12 protein-coding genes are annotated in these 21,603 nt (G+C 49.5%); 7 read left to right on the plus strand and 5 right to left on the minus strand.

Going from position 1 to position 21,603, the window contains the following annotated elements; all coding sequences use genetic code 11:
• Window positions 1-26: 26 nt before the first annotated feature.
• Together ggt and ACXAH4_RS11455 are read right to left on the minus strand one after the other, a co-directional pair.
• Window positions 27-1,760 (minus strand): gamma-glutamyltransferase, encoded by a 1,734-nt coding sequence (ggt, locus tag ACXAH4_RS11450; RefSeq protein WP_474881941.1) that lies wholly within the window; start codon window positions 1,758-1,760, stop codon window positions 27-29.
• 53 nt (window positions 1,761-1,813) lie between these two features.
• Window positions 1,814-3,700, minus strand: coding sequence for a gamma-glutamyltransferase family protein (locus tag ACXAH4_RS11455; protein ID WP_474881942.1), 1,887 nt, complete (start codon window positions 3,698-3,700; stop codon window positions 1,814-1,816).
• 397 nt (window positions 3,701-4,097) lie between these two features.
• Between ACXAH4_RS11455 and ACXAH4_RS11460 the strand changes: the two genes are divergently transcribed.
• From ACXAH4_RS11460 to ACXAH4_RS11490, 7 genes are all read left to right on the plus strand, one after another.
• The gene (locus ACXAH4_RS11460; RefSeq protein ID WP_474844465.1) at window positions 4,098-4,664 is read left to right on the plus strand and encodes an RNA polymerase sigma factor; all 567 of its coding nucleotides are present in this window, start codon (window positions 4,098-4,100) and stop codon (window positions 4,662-4,664) included.
• On the plus strand, window positions 4,630-5,748 hold the full coding sequence (locus tag ACXAH4_RS11465; protein WP_474881943.1) for a FecR family protein: 1,119 nt from the start codon (window positions 4,630-4,632) through the stop codon (window positions 5,746-5,748). The genes ACXAH4_RS11460 and ACXAH4_RS11465 overlap by 35 nt, the downstream gene beginning before the upstream one ends.
• Before the next feature lie 66 nt (window positions 5,749-5,814).
• A complete protein-coding gene (locus tag ACXAH4_RS11470; protein ID WP_474881945.1) occupies window positions 5,815-9,150 on the plus strand; it encodes a TonB-dependent receptor domain-containing protein in 3,336 nt (1,111 codons plus the stop codon).
• 42 nt (window positions 9,151-9,192) lie between these two features.
• On the plus strand, window positions 9,193-12,132 hold the full coding sequence (locus tag ACXAH4_RS11475; RefSeq protein WP_474881946.1) for an amidohydrolase family protein: 2,940 nt from the start codon (window positions 9,193-9,195) through the stop codon (window positions 12,130-12,132).
• 125 nt (window positions 12,133-12,257) lie between these two features.
• The gene (locus ACXAH4_RS11480) at window positions 12,258-13,652 is read left to right on the plus strand and encodes a metal-dependent hydrolase family protein (protein ID WP_474881948.1); all 1,395 of its coding nucleotides are present in this window, start codon (window positions 12,258-12,260) and stop codon (window positions 13,650-13,652) included.
• A gap of 184 nt (window positions 13,653-13,836) precedes the next feature.
• Window positions 13,837-16,905, plus strand: coding sequence for a TonB-dependent receptor plug domain-containing protein (locus ACXAH4_RS11485; protein ID WP_474881950.1), 3,069 nt, complete (start codon window positions 13,837-13,839; stop codon window positions 16,903-16,905).
• A 293-nt stretch (window positions 16,906-17,198) separates the two neighbouring features.
• Entirely contained in the window at window positions 17,199-17,906 is a 708-nt protein-coding gene (locus ACXAH4_RS11490; protein ID WP_474881952.1) for a hypothetical protein, read from the plus strand.
• 81 nt (window positions 17,907-17,987) lie between these two features.
• On the opposite strand, the gene ylqF is transcribed toward ACXAH4_RS11490, so the two are convergent.
• From ylqF to ACXAH4_RS11505, 3 genes are all read right to left on the minus strand, one after another.
• Window positions 17,988-18,986 (minus strand): ribosome biogenesis GTPase YlqF, encoded by a 999-nt coding sequence (gene ylqF, locus ACXAH4_RS11495; protein WP_303574093.1) that lies wholly within the window; start codon window positions 18,984-18,986, stop codon window positions 17,988-17,990.
• 184 nt (window positions 18,987-19,170) lie between these two features.
• Window positions 19,171-20,091 (minus strand): alpha-E domain-containing protein, encoded by a 921-nt coding sequence (locus tag ACXAH4_RS11500; protein ID WP_474881954.1) that lies wholly within the window; start codon window positions 20,089-20,091, stop codon window positions 19,171-19,173.
• 1 nt (window position 20,092) lies between these two features.
• Complete coding sequence (locus tag ACXAH4_RS11505) at window positions 20,093-21,547, minus strand: circularly permuted type 2 ATP-grasp protein (protein ID WP_119501705.1); 1,455 nt, start codon at window positions 21,545-21,547, stop codon at window positions 20,093-20,095.
• Window positions 21,548-21,603: the final 56 nt, after the last annotated feature.

The raw sequence follows: 21,603 nt of genomic DNA on the forward strand, positions 1-21,603 counted from the left end.
CACCGGCAGTGATTGATTAATCTTTGTTACCACGCCAGCGCGGTTGCTTCACGGCGCATATCTGCACCGGTACGCAACACGCCATTGGGTAAACGGCGGATAATTTGCAGACTACCAAAATTGGCCACCCAGCTTTCACTCAGTGTGATGTAGTGACCCTGTTCAGTCAGGGAGCGGATCACACTGTCAGGCAGGCGTTCATCTAAAGTCACGGCAGTACCGGAGCCAATGCGGTAGCGGGGGGATTCGATGGACAGTTGCGGTGACATATCAAAAACATAGCTGTTGATAAGCGCCTGAGTAATAAACTGTGGTTGTCCTGAACCACCGGGCGTGCCTATGGTCATTTCAAACTTGCCATTGTCATCAGTTACCATGGCAGCCATCAACGTATGGAAAGGTCGCTTACCCGGCGCAATCTGGTTCGGATGTCCGTCTTCCAATGAAAAACCGGCCCCCCGGTTGTGCAGTACAATACCTGTTCCCGGCACCATAAGGTTTGAACCAAAACTGGAGTACAGGCTTTGAACCCAACTCACAGCATTGCCTTTCTCATCCACGACCATCAAAAATACAGTATCGCCGTCTTCGTTCAGTAAGGCTCCTTTATCATCGGGAACAGATAAACCTGAGATATAATCTGCGCTCGCTTTGTCACTGATAAGCGCAGCCCGATTTTTCAGGTAAGCAGGATCGAGTAACCCGTCAACAGGTACGTCAGCATACGCCGGATCAGCCACCCAGCGGTCCCGGTCGGCAAAAGCAATTTTGGTGGTTTCAATTAAATTATGTAACAGCGGGGCTGAATTCTGGCCCATCTCTTTAAGTGGCATGTTGCCGGCCATTGTCAGCATTTGCAAAAGCACAATGCCCTGGGAGTTGGGCTTTACCGTGTGCACGTTTTTACCCTGAAAAGGCATACTCACCGCGGTTGTCCATTCAGGTTTGAAACTGGCAAAGTCTGGAGCGCGCAGCGGACTGCCTTCGGCTTCCAGAAACGCTGCCATTTTTTGTCCGAGCTTACCTTCGTACATCACTGAGGCGCCGTCTTTCGCTATCGCAGAAAGGCTGCCGGCTAAATCAGGGTTTTTCAGTATTGAACCAGCTTCTAATGGAGCACCGGCGGGATAAAATACCGCTTTGCCCGCTTCATTCAGTCGCGGGCCGGCTTTGGCGAGATCTGCAGCTAACGTTGTGCTGACCATAAAGCCGTCCCGTGCCACTTCGATAGCCGGTTGCAGTGCGTCACTCAGACTGATTGTACCGTAACGTTTAAGCGAGGCTTCCCATGAAGCCACTGTACCCGGCACGGTCACTGTGAGCGGACCGGTAAACGGCAGTCTATCGAGACCCTGCGATGTGAAAAATCCCGGTTCTGCAAGTCCTGCGGCTTTGCCTGATGAGTTCAGTGCCGTTATTTCACCGGTTTCAGCGTCATAAAACAAAGCGAAAGTGTCGCCGCCCACGCTGTTCATGTGAGGTCTGACAACCGACAGCATCGCAGCCATTGATACGGCGGCGTCTACGGCATTACCACCGGCTTTCAGTACGTCGTAGCCTACCTGAGAAGCCAGCGGGTGCTCAGATACCACTGCACCGTTCAGGCCGCCTTTTTCCGGCCGGATTTCCTGTAACACCACGTTCTCTGATGTCTGAATTTCTGTGGTTGCAGCATATACAGCTGTGGTGAATAAACTGGCCTGAACCATTGCAGATAAAATGACATGCCTGAGATTCAGTCCGCTTCTGATGATTTTCATATTTTTGTTCCTGGTAAAACTGTTTTAGGAGAATTCACACTGTTTAGCGGGATTTACCAGCCTACTGCATATGCGGCACGTCGTGGATCTGCGCCGGCCGTCACAGTGCCAAAGGTCTGGTGACGCAGAATTGCCTGAATGCTGCCAAGTGAATAAGAAGGCGCCAGAGTGACATCATGACCCCGCTCTTTGAGGCCTTCAAACTGAGCAACAGGGATGCGGTCTTCAATACGCATGGTAATTTTTGCACCTGCTTTATAGAAATTAGGTTCAGCAAACATGCTGAATCGCGGTGCTTCAATGGCTTCCTGAACACCCATACCAAAATCCAGCACATTTACCAGCACCTGAAACTGTGTCTGACCAATGGTTTCACCGCCCGGTGTGCCAAGTGCCATCAGAAATTTTCCATCTTTCATGACAATAACCGGGGAGTTATTCAGAATAGGGATCTGACCACCACGGGCGTAGTTAATATCGTCAGGGTAGGGTGACGTGGAGCCGATCCGCGTGCCGTTGTTAAATGTTAAACCTGTAGAGCCTACAACAACGCCCGTTCCGAACGCACCGCCGTGGGTAGGCGTCATTGCAACGACGTTGCCTGCTTTATCCATGACTGAGAAACTTGTGGTACTTCCGGCGAAGGATTTCTCGCGGCTGGCATCTACCAGTAACGGCCCTTCAAGAGAAGCCAGATAAGCTGATGACTGCGCATTCCCCGGCGGTGCACCGTGATCAGGAAATGTCATTGCTTCAGCAGGCTTCAGTAAAGAGACGCGTGAGGCGATATATTCATCAGAGAGTAAACCTTCCAGCGGAATCGTAAATTTGTTCGGGTCGGCCACGAAATGATAAACATCACTTTTCGCCAGCTTAATGGCTTCAGCAAGAATGTGGGTAACGCGGGGGTCATCCGGGGCATATTGACTGAGGTCAAAAGCTTCAACCAGTTTCAGTTGCATGGCGACTTCAAGACCTCCCCGTGAGGTCGGAGTGGAGGTGTAAATATCATAGCCACGGTAATTCACATGCACGGGGTTTACCCATTGTGGTTGATAGGCAGCGAAATCCTCTTCAGTGAACTCACCGCCATTTTGCTGATAAAAACGGGCCATTTCCTTAGCGATATCGCCCTTATAAAAACGGTCAAAAGCGGCCTGAAGTGCTTCAGTTCTGGATTTTCCCTGTGCCAGTGCCGAGGCTTCTGCTGCTGTGACTTTTTTGAAAGTGGCGGCGAGATCTTTCATGTAGAACAGTTCGCCCGCTGCCGGCACTTTCCCGCCCGGCAACAACATATCCGCACTGGTAGGAATGGTGCGGTACAAATCTTCATCGTAACTGATTGCTTTGGAAACCGATGCTTCCAGCGGATGCCCCTTTTCGGCATATTCAATAGCCGGCGCCAGCACTTCAGCAAGGCTCCTGGTGCCGTATTTCTGCAGCATGCTGATCCATCCGCCAAAAAGGCCGGGAACAGCCCCTGCGTGGATCCCTTTATTTAACTGTTCCGGTTCAAGTGAAGCTGCGTCCAGTGCAAGGGGGGCTGCGCCAGTGGCACTAAGCGACCACACTTTATCTGTTGCTGCATCATAGTAGGTAGCAAATCCATTGCCGCCGGCGCCTGACATTTGCGGGCGTACCACATTTAAAGTAGCGAGTACCGCAACAGAAGCATCAACCGCATTGCCGCCATCCATGAGAATTTTCAGTCCTGACATGGATGCCAGAGGGTGTCCCGCTGTCACCAGGCCGTTTGGTCCCGGCACTTCCGGACGGTGGATAGTGCGGGAACTGCTCATCTGCAGCGGATAAGCCGCTTCCTGAGCGTTTGCGGGAGTTACGACTGTGCCGGTTAAGCCGATTGCCAGTGAGAGAGTCAAAGTACGGATGAGTTGGCGCTTTGGAAAGCGGAATGAAAACAATTTTTGCCTGGCTGTCATGGTTGAAGGTTCCGGTTACCTGGAGAAAATGGCTATAACGTCTGTGCCGGTAATTCCGGAACCACTCAGTGTGAATAAATGTGTGTGTTTGCAGACGGGCGTTATCTGTTCATTCGTTATCAGCACTCAGAAATCACCCGCTATGGATGCAGAAAGACCTTGACCCCGCAGTGGCCTGCATGCAAAAGTTATCAGGTAATCAGAAACTTGCCTGCTTCTGAATAATAATCATTGTCCGTTTTATCCTCTGCTAGTCTCCGTGTACCGGCATACTTTCTTTTCAGGACATATCCGCAACTGTGTTGACGGATTTTCACTTTTTTTCATAAAAAAGTTCCGCTGACCGGGACATCACCGTCTTAGTCATTGTCCGTTATAAACTGAGAAGAAGGCGCTTATGGGAAGAGCCATAGAAAAACACGAACTGGAAGAAGCTGCGCTACCTTGTCAGAAAGCCATCACAGGTCAGAAAGAAATCATTGCTGACTTGTTCAGGCAGCATAATGATACGTTGATCAAGTTTCTCAGAGCCAGGCTTCGCTCCGATGCCGATGCCCACGAAGTGGCTCAGGAAGCTTATGTAAAACTGCTGGATCTCGATAAACCGGATGCAATCAGCTACCTCAAAGCCTATCTATTTAAAATTGCATCTAATCTGGCTATCGACCGTCTGCGATCCAAGCAGCACAACACTGTATTCAAACCACTGACGTTTGTTGAAAGTAATCATCCGTCCGAAGAGCAATATGCGTTAAAAAAAGAACAGCTCAAGCTGATGACCGGATTTATCAATGAATTGCCTCCCAGGTGCCGGAAAGCGTTTTTGCTCAGCCGGTTACACGGGCTGTCATCCGCTGAAATTGCCAGTCTGATGAATATTTCAGACAGGATGGTAAGAAAATACCTTGTCCGCGCCACGGAATATTGCCGTGACAGACTGGACAGCCATCAAGGAGATATTTGAAGTGAATTTTGAAAACAGGACACGTTTTGAGATCGCTACCGAATGGTTTTATGAATTGCAGGACCCGAATATTGCCGTGGAAAAGATTCATGAATGGCAAAAGTGGCTGGCTGAATCGCCCGATAATATTCGCGAATACGAACGGGTTGAAGAGGTGCTGAACCTGTCAGGTGATATGGAAGGCCTGGTGTGGCCGGACGACAGAGATTTGCTGGCTGATGATTACGACGGAGAAGAAAAGATAGAAAGCTGGAAAAAACCGGCAAAAAAACGCGCCTTCAGTCCGTTCAGCGTTTTCAGTCTTGAAAAATTATATGACTGGCGGCCGTTTCAGGTATCCACCTTGTCTTTGGTGTATGCCGCACTGTTCTGTATCGCTATCGTCAACCTTTCTGATTTCAGCGGTAACTATCCCGTTGACGTTGCTGTCTATGAATCTGCAACCGGGCAAAACCGTGAAGTGCTGCTGGAAGACGGTTCGATCATTACTCTTGGTGGCCAAAGCCTGGTTTCGGTGGCATACAGCAAGAGCCGCCGTCAGATCGTGCTGGAAAGAGGGGAGGCTTATTTCGATGTGGCAAAGGATGCTGACAGACCATTTTCTGTGGTCACCGGTAACCGTGTTGTTACTGCGGTGGGTACCGAATTCAATATTTCCAAACAGGCTGAGCGGGTTGTTGTCATTGTGGCTGAGGGCAAAATCAGTATTGCACCGGAGCAGAATGAAACCAAAACCGGTAATACCATCGATGCCTACCTTACGGCAGGGCAGCGGGTCTATTACGACAAAGAATACCTTTCTGATATTGCGGAGTCTCCTGTGAATGCATCCCTGGCATGGAAAGACGGCAAGCTTCAATACATGGAAGAAAAGCTCATGTATGTGGTTGAAGATATTAACCGTTACTCGAAAATTAAAATCCGTTTCGCCGGTGAGGAAGCCAAGGAGTTTCTTTACTCAGGTACTGTTTTTACCGGCAATCTGGAGCAGTGGGTCGAAGTGCTGCCCCATGCTTTTCCGCTTAGTGTGTCTTATGTCGGTGACTCGGAAATCGTGTTATCTGTACATGCCGGGGCGATATAACGTGACTTTCCCCGCTGTTAACTGGATGCATGACGCGTTTTGCCCTGTTCATCTAAGGGGTACCGGATGAGGAAAAGAAAATTCCGGCTGACAGGTTTACTGCCAGTGTTGTCAGCCGGTCTGATCTGTCACAGCGTCGATGCCGCAGACAGGCGGATTGCCTTTGATATTCCGTCGCAACCTATGAACGCTGCATTGATCGAATTTTCTGAGCAGTCCGGATTACAGGTCGCGGTGAATGCCAGTCTCATCAAAAATATCAAAAGCCGGTCAGTGTCAGGGATGTATGAAAGTGCAGGCGCTATTGAACATTTACTGGGTGAAAATGCACTCACATTCGAAAAAATTGGAGAAGAAACCATTGTCATCAAAAAGGCTTCTTCTGAGGGAAAGTCATCTCTGACGTCCGCTATTAACCGTTCTCAGCGACGGGCGTCAGCAAAAAATGAGCATGATTCAAAAACGACGGGTATTGCCGGCGAAGACGAAAGCCATGAGGTACAGTTTGAAAGGATTTCTGTTGTCGGTACCGCCATTGCCAGCCATCGTTTGAAGTCCGCTTTGCCTGTCGCTGTTTACGGTACGGATGCGTTTGATGCCACCGGAGTGACTGACGGCAACGAACTGGTCAGAGCGATCCCGCAGATGGGCGATATAACCTGGAATGAGTCATGGATCCCGGGAAGCAGTAACGCAGCGAGGGGAGATACCGCTTCGCTGAATCTGAAAAATCTTGGCGCGTCCAACACGTTATTGCTGATTAACGGCAGGCGTTCCGTCATTCATCCCACTACCTCAACCGTGGACGACAGTATTTCCACTACTACATTTAATACCAATGCCATTCCACTTTACGGTTCGGACAGAGTAGAGATCCTTCTTGACGGTGCTTCGGCGATTTACGGTTCAGATGCCATTGCCGGCGTGGTAAATATTGTTACCCGAAAAAATATTGAAGGTGCGGGATTAAAGATCCGTTATGGCAAAGCAGAGGGCACAGGCCGGACAGACTCAGAACTTACCGGCTTTGCCGGAACGGATTTTGACAATGGAAGGGGAAATGTGTCTTTGATGTTCAATGTAGTCAAAAGAACTCCCCAATATGCCGCCGATCAGTGGTACACCGCAACATCAGACCACCGCAACTTTTTTGCTAACACCGATTTGGAAAATGCCGCTTCGCTGGATGGTCGCAGTGTTTATACCCCTTGGGGAAATTTTGTCGCGCCAACGCAAGTTAGCGCTAACGGTCAGCCACTCACCAGTGCCGCCGGCTACTTTCATACTGAGGCAGAAAGCAGCAATAACTGCATCGCTGAAGGTTACAGCGGCACATGCTATGCGTCCGGTAGTGCAGAAGGTGACTATTTGTATGACTTTGCCGCTGCAGGTACTTACATTACGCCCGGTGTAGAACGGATTAATCTTTTTTCCACATTCAACTGGCAATGGCTGCCTGACACGGAAATCTTCGGCGAAATTGCCTTATACAAAGCGGCATCGGATTACGTGACCAGTCACGGTTTTTTTTCAGTGAATACGCCGGTTTATGTGCCTGCTGACGCCTATTACAATCCCCTCGGGGCATTGACTCTCGCTGACGGCACCATAAACCCAAACCGGATAAGCGGGCTGGATAATGTGCCTGATGATGGCGTGCCTGTTGAAATCAGGCAATACCGGTTTACCGGTGGTGGTTTGCGCACTGTTGACGTACATAATACACAATCGCGGTTTCTCGCCGGATTAAAAGGACTGACATCCGCGGGTCTGTCCTGGGAGTCTGCGCTCCTCTATTCAAAAGGCCATGCAGCCGATACGTCAGACGGCTACAGTGTGTCGGCATTTGCTGAAGCCATTTCCGGGCGCAGCAGCGATGCATATAATCCTTTTTCCGGCGGTTTGAATGTTCAGACAGACAGCTCTGATTTTGCAGTAAAAGCACACCGCAACAGCGTGTCTGAAATTGCGTCATGGGACGTGAAAATAACATCACCTGATTTGATAAAACTCCCTGCGGGGGAGCTGGGTTTCGCTACCGGTGCTGAGTTTCGTTATGAATCCCTGAAAGACGACAGAGATCCGCTGGTGGACGGAACGCAAACCTATACCGACTGGTATACCGGGTATGAGTACTTCAGTGATCTGGCAGGAACCAGTCCTACACCGGATTCGGCAGGCAGCCGGCAGGTGATGTCAGTCTATGGTGAACTGGCTATGCCGCTTGTTTCCCCTGAATTTGATTTGCCCTTCGTAAACGCTCTGGATCTGCAAATTGCCGGCAGATATGAGCGTTACAGTGATGTCGGGAGTATCGCTACGCCGAAAGTGGCGGCAGTGTGGCAGGTCAATGATTCTTTACTTATCCGTGGTTCGTGGTCTCAGGGATTCAAAGCGCCTAATCTGGAAGTGCTCAATGCCAGTGAAATGGCCAGGTACAACAATCATACCGACTATATTTTCTGTGAGGCGGCTGAGCGTCAACAATATATTGAAAGCTACGCCGGTTGTTCAGCTACTTACGCAGTGACCTGGCATATTGCGGGAAATGAAAACCTGAAGCCGGAGCGCTCGGTAAACCGCACAGCCGGCCTGGTTTACAGAACCCCGGGCGTGAACAGTGACAAGGGGAACCTGTCATTTTCAGCTGATATCTGGCAAATCGACATCACCGACAAGGTTGGCGTGGCTCCCGTGGAAGACGTCATTGCCCGTGATTTGTATCTGCGCACTACCATGCAGTCGCAGGATAGCCGCATTGTGCGAAACGATGCGAATAGCGAACAACAAAGCCTTTTTATTAATACCGGTTTGCAGGCGGCAGGACAGATCCTCTTTATCCAGACCGATTATCAAAACCAAAACTCACTGTCAGTAAAAGGCGCCGATTTCGCGATGGACGGCGCATACAAATCATTGGAGTGGGGCGACTTTTCTTTTCATCTGGCCGCATCGAAGCTGATCAGTTATCAGCAGGCACTGACGGCAGAAATGGAAGAAGTGAAGGCCGCACAGGAAAACGGACTTATCGACGGGTTTGTTGTAATTGGCAATGGCAATGAAACAGGTGTGAACGGTAAAAAACCTGAATGGAAAGGCCTTGCCAGATTTACATGGCAATTCCGGAAACTGATATGCAGATTATCAGCGCAATATACCCACCATCTTAATGACGGGAGATACGCCGACGGCTCTGATTTTAAAGTGCCTTCGATGACGACATGGAATGCGTCCGTCAAATATACCTTTGATGACAGTCCTGCAGGTGCTGTTGATGCAGAATTAGGGGTACGGAATATGTTCCGTCAATCCCCGCCTCTTAATGCGTCCGGTGATTATCTTGCAAACCTCTACTTACCTTTTTCACGTTACTTTTACGCCAGCGCAGAGGTACGTTTTTGATGCGCTACTTTTTTCTTTTATTATTTTTCACAGGATGAACACATGAATATCGCGAAAGGCGCGTTGCTTTGCTGCCTGTTAGTGTCAGCGGGACTGACTCTGCCGGCTGCTGCAACAAGCGGACAATCTGAGAGTATCACCGTGACGGAAGGCACCGCCATGGCTGCCAGTGTGTCTCCTGACGGGCAAACTATCGTGATGGATTTACAGGGCAGTTTATGGACTTTACCGGTTAGCGGCGGTGATGCTACGCGTATTACCGGTGAATATCAGGATGCGAGGCAACCGGTGTGGATGCCTGACAATCAGACCATTGTATTTTTCTCTTTTAAAGATGGCGGTTATGATCTCTGGTCGGTAGACAGTAGCGGTGAAAATATGACCGCCCTGACTTGGGGGCCTTATGATGACAGGGAGCCCGCTGTGTCGTCTGACGGGAAGTTTGTGGCTTTTGCTTCAGACCGCAAAAACAGCTTTAACAGTTACGACATATACAAGCTGGAGCTTGCTTCCGGTGTCATCACCCAACTGACTGACGATAAGTACGAGAACCGGATGCCAGTGTGGAAATCGACCGGCGATGCGCTGACTTACACAACAATGCGGGAAGGACGCCATTTACTGGTCACCATAGATGCCAAAGGCAACGAAACCATCGAACAGGAAGCGGAACATGCGCTCACTCCTATGCTCTGGGATAGGGGCGAGCTGGTTTATGCCGCTGCAAGTGGCGACAATCAAACCGTGATGAAAAGAGGAAGCAGGGTAATTGCGTCCGGTGAAGAAGTATTTGAGTTCAAAGCCAGTCTTTCAGCTTCCGGTAAGGTAACTTACGTTGCCGGCGGTAAGATTAAAACATTGGCCGCTGACGGTGCTGCTTCTGACATTCCGTTTACTGCAAAACTGACCATTTTCACACCGGAATATGCCAAAGCAGAAAGAGATTTTACATCAGACAAGCCGCGCCCTGTTTTAGGGATCATGCGGCCGTCTTTATCTCCGGACGGTAAATACGTCGCTTTCATCGCTGTGGGAGACCTGTATCTCATGAAGATTGGTGAAAAGCCCGTAAACCTTACCCAAGACCACTATATGGAAGCGGATCCTGCCTGGTCTCCTGACGGCAAGTCACTGGTTTATTCTTCGGATCGCGGTGGCGATAAAATGCAGTTGTGGGTACATGACATTGCTACTAATAAATCTGAGCAGCTAACTGAACTGGATACTCAACCTCTCGGACCGGCATGGTCACCGGACGGGAGTAAAATTGCCTATCTGAGCGTAGATAAAATGTGGGGCGAAGCCAGTCTTGGCATGTACGATCTCGACGCAAAATCCGCTTTTCAGATGAGCCAGACGCTTAAGCAGCCGGGAAAACCGTCATGGTCCGCTGACAGCAGCCGGATCATGGTCGCTCTGCCTGATCAGTTTTCTGCAAGCTTCCGTGAAGGGACTAACCAGGCCTATATATTTCCGGTAAACGGTGAAAAGCCATACTGGAGTACGCCGGTGGAGAATTTGTCAGTGGATACCAGAGGGGGAGGCGGGCCAGTATGGTCGCCGGACGGAACAAAAATGGCGGGTATCTACGGCGGTGAACTGAATGTGTGGCCTGTTGACGATAAAGGCGAACCTCTGGGCCCGCCAAGAAGTTATACATCGGAAATTGCGCACAATCCCACCTGGTCGGGTGACTCAGCAACTATCCTCTACCAGTCAGATGATAAGTTAAAAATGGTAAATCTTTTCACCGGTAACATTGAGACGATACCCTTCGACATGACGTACGTGCTGGCAAAGCCGGCAAGCAAAAAAGTTATACAAGTCTCTTATGTGTTTGACGGCGAATCGGATATTTTGCAAAAAGACAGGGACATCTTTATCAGCGGCAATACGATCACAGATATTGTCCCCCGCAACAGTAAATCCACATCCGGCTATGAAATTATTGACGGAACAGGCAAATATGCCATGCCCGGTTTGATTGAAAGTCATGTGCATCCGCAGAAAGACTTCGGACAGGGGGCGCACAGAGGCTGGCTGGCTTATGGGATTACAACTCTCAGGGACCCGGGTAACCAGCCTTATCATGGTGTGGAAGATCGTGAGGCCAGTGAAGCCGGTGTGAGAGTAGGCCCGAGAATTTATACCACCGGCCATTTGATGGAATGGCAACGGGTTTACTACAAAATGGGTGTTGCGATTGCCGGGCCGGCGCATCTGGAAAAAGAACTGCAGCGGGCAAAAGCATTAAAGTACGATCTGCTTAAAAGTTACGTCAGACTACCCGATGCCCAGCAAAAACGGGTAACGGATTTTGCCCATGATGAGATGGGCGTGGGAGTGACCACCCATGAGATCTATCCTGCTGCGAAAAGTGGCGTTGACCGCCTTGAACATCTCGGCGCAACAAGCCGCCGCGGGTACAGCCCCAAGCAAATAGGTGGCAGGGCTTATGACGATGCATTGCAACTGATGAATAAGGTAGTTACACCTACCATGTTCGGGTCATTAAATATGCTGATTGCACAGCATCCTGAACTGAAAAAGGATAAAAGGTTGTCGCTTTATCCTTTGTGGACGCAAAAAGGTGTAGAAAACCCGATGGTGTTTCCTGCCAGCTATCTTGCCAGCCTGAAAGAGCAGGCGAAAACCTTAAAAACACTCTATGACCGGGGTGCAATCATCACAGCGGGTACAGATTTGGTACTGGCGATGAATCTGCACGGCGAGCTGGGTTTTTATGTGAATGAAGCGGGTTTCACTCCTTATGAAGCACTGAAATCTGCAACCTCGGTACCGGCTGACGTACTGGGGCTCAATGCCGGCAGGATCAAGGCGGGCAGTCTGGCTGATATCATTCTGCTCGACGCTGATCCGCTTGCAGATGTTTACAATGCATCAAAGGTGAACACGGTTATCACCAATGGCCGCGTATATACGCAGGAACAGTTGCTGGATATGACTTATCACGGAGAATAGCCGTGTTTAACCGGTGATGCCGTCCGGCATCACCGGTTTTCTTTGCTGTTTTGGTAAGTTTTAAGGTTCCGCATAAGTCAGGTTTTCCGTTATAGCAGGAGACATCACTTTTACGGACTACAAAGATGCAAACCTTCATTGCTTCACACCGCCCGGCCTCTCCAAAATTTAACGCTTTCAAAACGCTTGTATACTCAATTTGCCTGTGTTTAGCCGTACTTACTCCTGTCACGGCACGTGCTGAAAATCTGACCCTCATCAGAAATGTTAATGTGTGGGACGGCACCAGTGATTCCCTTAAGCAAGACTACAGTGTGCTGATTACCGGTAATCTAATCACTGCCGTCGAAAAAGAAATCGACACACCAGAGGATGCGGTCATTATCGATGGCAAAGGCAAGACGCTGATCCCCGGCTTGTCTGATGCGCATACCCATTTTGCCCAGACGTCGCCGTCAATTACCGGGATGCGCAACGACGAGAACTGGATGTACGTGGGGATCAAATCTGCACTGACGGCTAAACATTTTCTTATGCTGGGCTTCACCACTGTCAGAGATCTCGGCGGTCCCTCTTTTGGAGTAAAGCAGGCTATTGATGAAGGACTTATTCCCGGTCCGCGTATTTATCCTTCCGGTGCGTTTATATCGCAAACATCCGGCCATGGCGATTTCCGCAATTACAATGAACCTAACCGTGTCATCGCCGGTGGTCCTGTGATGCCAATGGACCAGCAGGACTGGTTCTATCTGGTGGACGGTAAGGCGGAGGTTCGCAAAGCTGCGAGAGAAAATCTGAGAAAAGGTGCGACTCAGCTTAAAGTGATGGCTGGTGGCGGCATCGCCTCTGATTATGATCCTATTCATTCGGTGCAATTTGCGCCGGAAGAAATAAAAGCAGCAGTGGAAGCTGCCAAAGACTGGGACACATATGTTGCTGTGCATGCGTATACCGAAAAAAGCATCATCCGTGCATTGGAAGCCGGAGTGAAAAGTATCGATCACGGTCAGCTTATTTCAGAAGAAGCGATGAAACTGGTCAAAGAGAAAGATGCCTGGCTGGTGCCGCAAAGCCACTGGGGTTTAAGGCCTGCTCCGGATTTAAGCAAAAAATTATCTGACCGGGAAAAGAAATCGCTCATGGTCAGAGAGGGCATAAACAGAGAAATGACGTTGGCAAAGAAATATAAGGTCAATCTGGCTTATGGCACCGATGTTTTCGGATCTTTAGGAAATGAGAAAAGGGCGCTGAATGAGTTTACGTCACGGGTGAAATGGTTCACGCCACTGGAAGTGCTTAAACAGGCCACGTCGGAGAATGCCCGTCTGTTTGCCATGTCCGGTAAATTAAATCCTTACACAGAAGGAAAACTGGGTGTCATTGAGCCCGGAGCGTACGCAGATATTCTGATTTACAGTGGCAACCCGTTAATTGATGAGCAGGTTGTTGTGAATTACAGCCAGAATCTTAAGTTCATTATGAAAGATGGTGAAATATTTAAGAACGTTCTGGACGACTAAGTGTTGCCGTTGAAATGTTAAAATTAAACTTTTTCGTAACAAATGGCGGCATTTCGTGAGTTTTAGTGTTTTTTGAAAGAAGTTAGTTCCGTTAATTCAAAGTGGTTCGTCTTAGTGAGTGAAGTGTGAATCCCGCAATATCACACACAGATAAGACAATAAAATCATTCAACGGGAACTAATCATGCAGATACAGGAACTCAGAGGTTTCAGAAAGCTGGCACTGTCAACAGCGATAATTTCAGCGATGAGCGTGCAGGCTTATGCCCAGGAAGCACCGGCCGGCGACGGGCAGGAGAAGATTGCTGAAGAGCAGCGGATAGAAAAAATAGCTGTTGTAGGTTCTAAAATCGGCAGTGAAAGAACGGAGGCAGCATTACCGGTTGCGGTTATAGGGCAGGAAGCCATCGAAGCACTTGGCTCTGTAGACGGTAACGAACTGATAAGAAGTATGCCTCAAATGGGGGATATTACCTGGAACGAGTCTTTTATCCCGGGAAGCAGTAACGCCGCCCGCGGCGACATGGGCTCGATGAACCTGAAAGGGATGGGGGCGTCAAATACCTTACTACTGGTGAACGGACGTCGTTCTGTTATTCACCCCACAACCGCTACGGTTGACGGCAGTGTGTCGACAACCACATTTAACTCCAACGCCATCCCCATGTATGGCCTGGATCGCATCGAAATCTTACTTGACGGTGCCGCAGCGATTTATGGTTCAGACGCCATCGCAGGGGTTGTGAACGTTGTTACGAAAGATAATTTGCAGGGCGGGGCCGTTAAACTGAAATATGGTCAGGCGCAGGGCTCTAATCGTTCTGATCTGGATTTAACCGGCTACTACGGCACAGATATCGACGACGGCAAAGGTAATTTCTCGTTGATGTTTAATGCCTTTCACAGAACAGCGCAGAAAGCTTCCGATATGTGGTTTACTGAAACCTCTGACCGGCGGGATTTCCTGCCGGGCACCGATCTCGCCGGCACTGCTGCGCTGGATGGGCGCAGTTCCTATACGCCATGGGGTAATTATCTGGCGCCCTATCAGATTTATCAAAATGGCGAAGCGATCACCACAGCTTCTGGTTATTTTCACTCAGAACTCGCCTCATCCTCTGACTGTCTGACAGAAGGCAGCACCAGTGAAACCTGTTATGCCTCCGGCACCGTTCCCACAGATTACCGTTCAGACAGTGCACGTGAAGACAGTTATGTGACCCCTCAGGTCACACGGATGAACCTGTTCTCAACCTTTAATTACTTTATCAACCCTGATCTTGAATTCTTCGGCGAAGCCGGGATCTATGCCGCGGAAAGTAAATACATGAGCGGACCGTCTGTGTTTTCAAGTTCCCAGGTGGTTTATATTCCTGCCAATGCGTATTACAACCCGCTTGGTGCGACCTATTTGGAAGACGGTACGCTAAATCCCAACCGTATTGCCGGCCTGGATAACGTGCCGGAAGAAGGTCTCGATTTACGCATTCTGGCTTACCGGTTCACCGACATCGGCAATATGGAAGTTAATGTGGAGAATCGTCAGTACCGCCTGCTTTCCGGTTTGAGAGGATGGTTTGGCAACAACTTCGAGTGGGAATCTGCCGTTCTTTATTCGCAGGGTAAAGCCCGGGATGAATCTGAAGTGATCAATGTAAATGATATGGTGACTGCTATTTCAGGTACAACAGCAGATGCCTACAACATTTTCTCCGGCGGTAATACTTCCCACGTGAACTACGGCCACAGCGGATTTAACAGCGAAGAAGTCATTAACTCATTTATCGATATCTCTGTACGGGAGAGCACCTCTCAACTGGCATCCTGGGATTTTAAAATCAATAACTCTGAACTGATGAGTTTACCAGCAGGTGATCTCGGATTTGCCGCCGGTATAGAAGTGCGTTACGAATCATTGAAAGATGACCGCGATCCTCTGGTTGATGGTACAGACCCTTATATTAACTGGTACACCGGCGAGTCCTTCAACAGTAATCTTGGGGGATCCAGCCCTACGCCGGATTCTTACGGAAGCCGTAATGTAAAATCGGCCTATGTTGAACTGGCGGTTCCCATTGTCGGGCCTGATTTTGGTATTCCGCTTATGCAAACCCTTGATATGCAGTTAGCCGGACGCTACGAGAGCTATAGCGACGTAGGCGATATTTCTACCCCTAAAATTGCGCTGGCCTGGGGCGTCGATGAAAACCTCACTCTGCGGGGTTCGTGGTCAGAAGGGTTTAAAGCACCGAACCTGGAAGTACTGAACGCTTCTGAAATGGCGAGATACAACACCCGTACTGACTACATTTACTGCGAAGCTGCGCTGAGACAAGGTGCCATCGAAAATTATTCTGCCTGTACTGACAGCTATGCGGTGACCTGGCATATGGCAGGTAACAGTGAACTGAAACCGGAAACATCAACAAACCAGTCATTTGGTTTCCAGTTAATTCCGCAGTTCCTGCCAGAAGACTGGGGGAACTTCCGTGTCACACTGGATTTCTGGGAAATTCAACTGGATGACCAAATCGGTGTCGCTCACTCTCAGGACGTATTGATTTACGATCTTTACTTACGCACCGTTGAAGGCACATCTGATCCGCGGATAATCCGTGCTGACCCGACGCTGGACGATGTAGCCCGCTTCGAGGGGACAGGGCTGGATCCTGTCGGCGAAGTGCTTTACATGAATACCAACTACTCCAACCTGAACTCATTGAAAGCTAAAGGGATGGACTTTACGTTTGACTGGCGAAGTGTGGCGACAGACTTTGGCCGGTTTAACCTGAACTTCAGTGCTTCCCAGCTGCGCAGCTTCCAGCAGGAACTGACACCGCAAATGCAAACAGCCAAAGCAGCACAGGAAGCGGGTTTGCTGGACCCTTTCATCTCAATTACATCCTCTGATGAAGTGGGTCAGGACGGCATGAAGCCTGAGTGGCGGGCAACCACACGTTTTAGCTGGAATTACGAAGATTTTGCATACCGTATTTCAGCCATTTACACCGACAGCGTGGTAGATGGCCGTTACGCCAACGGTGATGATTTCGTTGTACCATCAACAACGTTGTGGAATACGTCGTTCCAGTACGAACTGGATGAATCCACCTTTGGCGGATTTATCGTGGAAGCCGGTGTGAAAAACCTGTTTGATAAAAATCCGCCGTTAAACTCATCGGGCAATTATCTGGCTAACCTGTATTTGCCTTACAAACGTTACTTCTATGCCAGTATCGAAAAGCAGTTTTGATAACGCTGCCTCATAAGGTGTTATAACCTGAAAACCCTCAACCGGGGGATTCATTCCCCCGGTTTATTCCTGTCGCGTAAAAGTTACACAATTTCCACTATCCATCATTAATGCAGTCGTCGTCTTAATACCTGATACTTTTCTTAAATGTTTTTTAACACATTGTAACTACTAGCTTTAATGACTTGCCCAGATAGGGCAGTCCGCTATTTCCAGGTTTGGCATTTACCGTGCATCTGTTAGGTATGCACTGCGTAAGCAGCGTACTTTATGTTCAGTCAGCGGAGGTTATTATGACGATCAATCAGTTACCAGCTACAGCACTCGAAGAGCTCGAAGCCAGAAGACGGGCTGAAGAGCGGGGCGTGAGTGAGACGTCATCAGTTGTCTCTCCGGCTGAGCGGGCTGAAGAGGTCCGCGACAGTGAGCGCGAGGCGGATGAACGTCAGCAGGAAATACGCCGCGAAGAGCGACTGGAACAGGAGTATCGTCAGGAAGCGCTGCAGGAAGAGCGTCAGCGTGAAGCATACAGGCGCGAGGAGCGTACGGCAGTGATTGAAGAACGCCAGCTCCGGCGGGAAGAGGACAGGGAAGCGTTGTTGCGTGAAATAGAAGCACGTCGTGAAGAAAGACGGCAGGAAGCATTACTCCAGGAAGAACGCCTGGCCTCATTGCAGGAAGAACAGGTTCAACTCAGAGAGCAACGTTTACAGCTGCAGCAACAGTCGCAGACCCAGCAGCAGGATGCATCAGAGCAAGCTGATATTGAGAGTTCGCAGGCGGATGAGCCGGCATCACAGGAAGAAATTAACGAAACGATTCAGTTGCTCCGGGCTGAGGTGGCCGTGCTGCGTCAGTTGCAGAACATCCGCGACAATGAGCAGGTTTCGCAAGACTTACAGGAAGCTTCACAGGCGCTTGAACAGCAAACCGGCAGAGCGGCTAACCAGCTTCAGACTGGAGCCAACCGGCTGGGAAATTTCATTGATTCGGTGAGCTGATTAATTTAAGCGGGCATCAGGGATACCGCAGGAAGTGAATACATTCTGCGATATCCAAATTGTCAGGCCCCGGCAATTTAATTAAGACTTACGCATCCGCTTGCTTTGTGCAGCGCGTTTTTCGTTACGCTTTTCTTTTCTGTCGTGCTTATCAGGGGTCGCTGAGCCATCTTTGAAGCGTTGTTTCCGGGCTGCTTTCTTCGCCGCTTTTTTCGCTTCGGCTTCTGCGATTTCTATCTTCTCTTTTTCCAGCATAGCGGGCGTTTCGAGTGTGATCCGGCCCAGTTTTCCGGCTTGTAATTCGGTGAGGAGTATCTCGCAGATCTTATGCAGGTTCACACGGCCACCTGTCATGATTGCACCACGCTTGCGGGCGGCATCTTCGAGAAATTCAATCTCTGTATCCGCTATTTCATCCAGCTTAAAGCGGTCTTTCAGTACGTCCGGATAAGCTTTGATCAGATAGTCGGCGGCATAAAAGCCCACGTCATCAAACTCCATTGCGGTGTTCTTAACTGCGCCGGATGCAGCCAGCCGGTAAATGGAATTCGGGTTTTCCTGCTTAGGCCACAGTACTCCCGGGGTATCGAACAGAATAATGCCGCTGCCCAGATTGATCCGTTGCTGGGTTTTGGTTACCGCCGGTTCATTACCGGTTTTAGCAATCACTCTGTCAGCCAGAATATTTATCAGCGTCGATTTACCCACATTAGGGATACCGGTGATCATGGCGTGAATGGCTTTACCGGGGCCGGCTTTCTGAGGAAACATGTCTTTCAGCATACTCAGAATGTGCTTAGTGTTTCCCGGCTCTCCCGTGTTGGTGGTGATGGTGCGCACGCCCCGTTCACTTTCAAGGTAAGCCTGCCATTCCGCCGTCAGTTCAGGATCGGCCAGATCGAACTTATTGAGGATTTTCAGGCAGGGCTTATCGCCACGAATTTTAGCGATTTCGGGATTTTCGCTGGAGTAGGGGATGCGGGCATCCAGTACTTCAATCAGCACATCAACCTGAGATAAGGTTTCTTTTATTTCTTTCAGGGCCTTGTGCATGTGCCCCGGGAACCAGTGTAACGCCACGATATTCTTTCATTCAGCCGGATTTGGCCGTAGTTTACTTCATTTCTGTACGAAATGCGGCGTTATTCGCAGGGCATCAGAAGGGGCGGGACGGGAACAGCCCGTGAATGGTCAGATAAATGATTGCTCGCGGTAAGTCCCTGTGGTCTGTACCACGAACAATGAATGCACAAAGCGGTGCGGATCAGAAATACGCTTTCTTTACCGAGTCATGAATGACAATAAGTGCAGCCTGTATATCGTCTATCAGTTGATGCAGCGCTTCCTGTTTCACATCTCTGGTTTCAAGCTCCATGAGCATGGCAGATATTTCTTTTACCTTGCTGCTGATGTCCTGCGGTTCAGGTAGTTCCGACAGACATTTTTCCACCTGGCCCAGAGAATGGTTAATGCTACGGGGAAAGGACTTCCGCTTTAACAGGAATTCCAGAATATCAGCCCGCTGAACCCGTAAGCGCATTTCCTGCCGGTATACCTGATAGGCCGATAAAGACTTCAGTACACCCATCCACTGAATGTTTTCAAACGCAGAGTGTTCTTCTGACACATCAGGGAGCAATGACGCTGACCGTACATCGATGATCCGTGTGGTCATATCACAACGTTCAAGATGCCTGCCAAGTCGCAGGAAGGCATAAGCCTGATCGCGGTTCATGGTGCCGCCGACAAGACCGGTGATTGCCTGGTTACCTTTTATTATTTTGTTTAAACAGGTGAAACGGTGACGACGGGTCAGCACGCTCTGGCTGTCAGCCTTCGCCTGCAAATGCACGTTATTGATTTCTTCCCAGGCTTCAGACGGGATGATTTCCCGTACAATGCGGGCATTTTCCCGTGCTTCTGCCAGCGAATTAATGATAGACCCGGGATTACTGGTGTCGGTTACCATAAAACGGATAACACTTTTTTCATCAGCCGTTTCATAGTTTGCATAGAAACTCTCGCGGATGGAAAGCATATCCACAATCGGCTCCCAGCCCAGGGTGACACTACGGGGTAAATCCAGTAACAGGTGAGTATTTACCTGAATCAGGCGCGCAGTATTCTCAGCCCGTTCAAGATAACGGGCCATCCAGTAAAGATGATTGGCAACACGTGACAGCATCTTATTCGTCCTCCATGTCAACAATCCAGGTATCTTTACTTCCTCCGCCCTGGGAGGAGTTCACCACAGTAGAGCCTTTTCGCATTGCTACCCGGGTCAAACCGCCTGTGGTAACAGAAATATCACTGCCGGATAAAATAAACGGACGCAAATCAAGGTGCCTTGCTTCGGCTTTATTATCGATTAAAGTGGGCGCTGTAGACAGCAACAGCATAGGTTGTGCAACATAATTGCGGGGGTCGCGGCGAATGAGCCTGACAAACTTTTCCCGTTCCGCTTTGGTTGCATGGGGCCCGATTAACATGCCATAACCGCCGGATTCGTTTGCGGGCTTAACCACCATCTCATCAATATGTTCGATGACGTAGTCACGCTCATCTTTGTTAATGCATTTGTAAGTAGGCACGTTTGGCAGCAGGGGTTCTTCATCCAGATAAAAGCGGATGATGTCAGGCACAAAAGCATAAACCACTTTGTCGTCTGCCACACCGGCGCCGGGCGCATTCGCCAGCCCCACATTGCCAGCCTTCCAGGCGCGCATCAGCCCCGGCACACCAAGCATGGAGTCTTCACGGAATACTTCAGGGTCGAGAAACGCATCGTCGATACGGCGGTAAATGACATCTACCCTGGCCAGCCCTTCTACTGTGCGCATATAAACGATATCGTCATCGCCCACTACAAGATCGCTGCCCACCACCAGTTCTGCACCCATTTGCTGGGCCAGATAGGCGTGCTCAAAATACGCAGAATTATAGATACCGGGGGTGAGTACAACGATTTCCGGTTGCTTCGTCTTTCGGGGAGAAAGCTGGCACAGCATGTCGTAAAGTTCTGACGGATAATCGTCTACCGGCAGGATGTTGTACTTTTCAAACATGTCAGGAAAAACCCGTTTCATAACATGACGGTTTTCCAGCATATAAGAGACGCCGGAAGGGACCCGCAGGTTATCTTCCAGCACGTAAACGGTGCCGTGCTGATCGCGGACTAAATCTGAGCCGCAAATATGTGCCCACACGCCGTGTTTAGGTTTAACGCCAAGGCATTCCGGAAGGAAGTTCTTTGACTGGGTAAGAATGTCTTCGGGAACGATACCGGCATCAAGAATTTTCTGCTCGTTATACAAATCGTCGATAAACATATTCAGCGCTTTTACCCGCTGCTTCAGGCCAAGCTCAATTTGTGACCATTCTTTTTTATCGATAATGCGGGGAATAATATCGAATGGCCAGGCCCGGTCGATGGAGCCTTCTTCCTCGGTATAAACGGTAAAGGTGATCCCCATCACGTGGATTGCCGTGCTGGCGGCCACCTTATATTCCTCGATATCTTTGTCGGATAAGTCTCTTAAATAAGAGCACAATGATTTTGCTGCCTCTCTTGGCTTATTACGGCCTTGAATCAGCTCGTCATAAAACGGGCCGGTAGCATAATTTCCCCATCTGATTGCCATGGCCTGATCCTTCATTTTTTTGTGTTTTATTTATACTCATCTAATCGTGTTTCTGA

This window comes from Alteromonas sp. ABV2_168 (genome assembly GCF_056161165.1).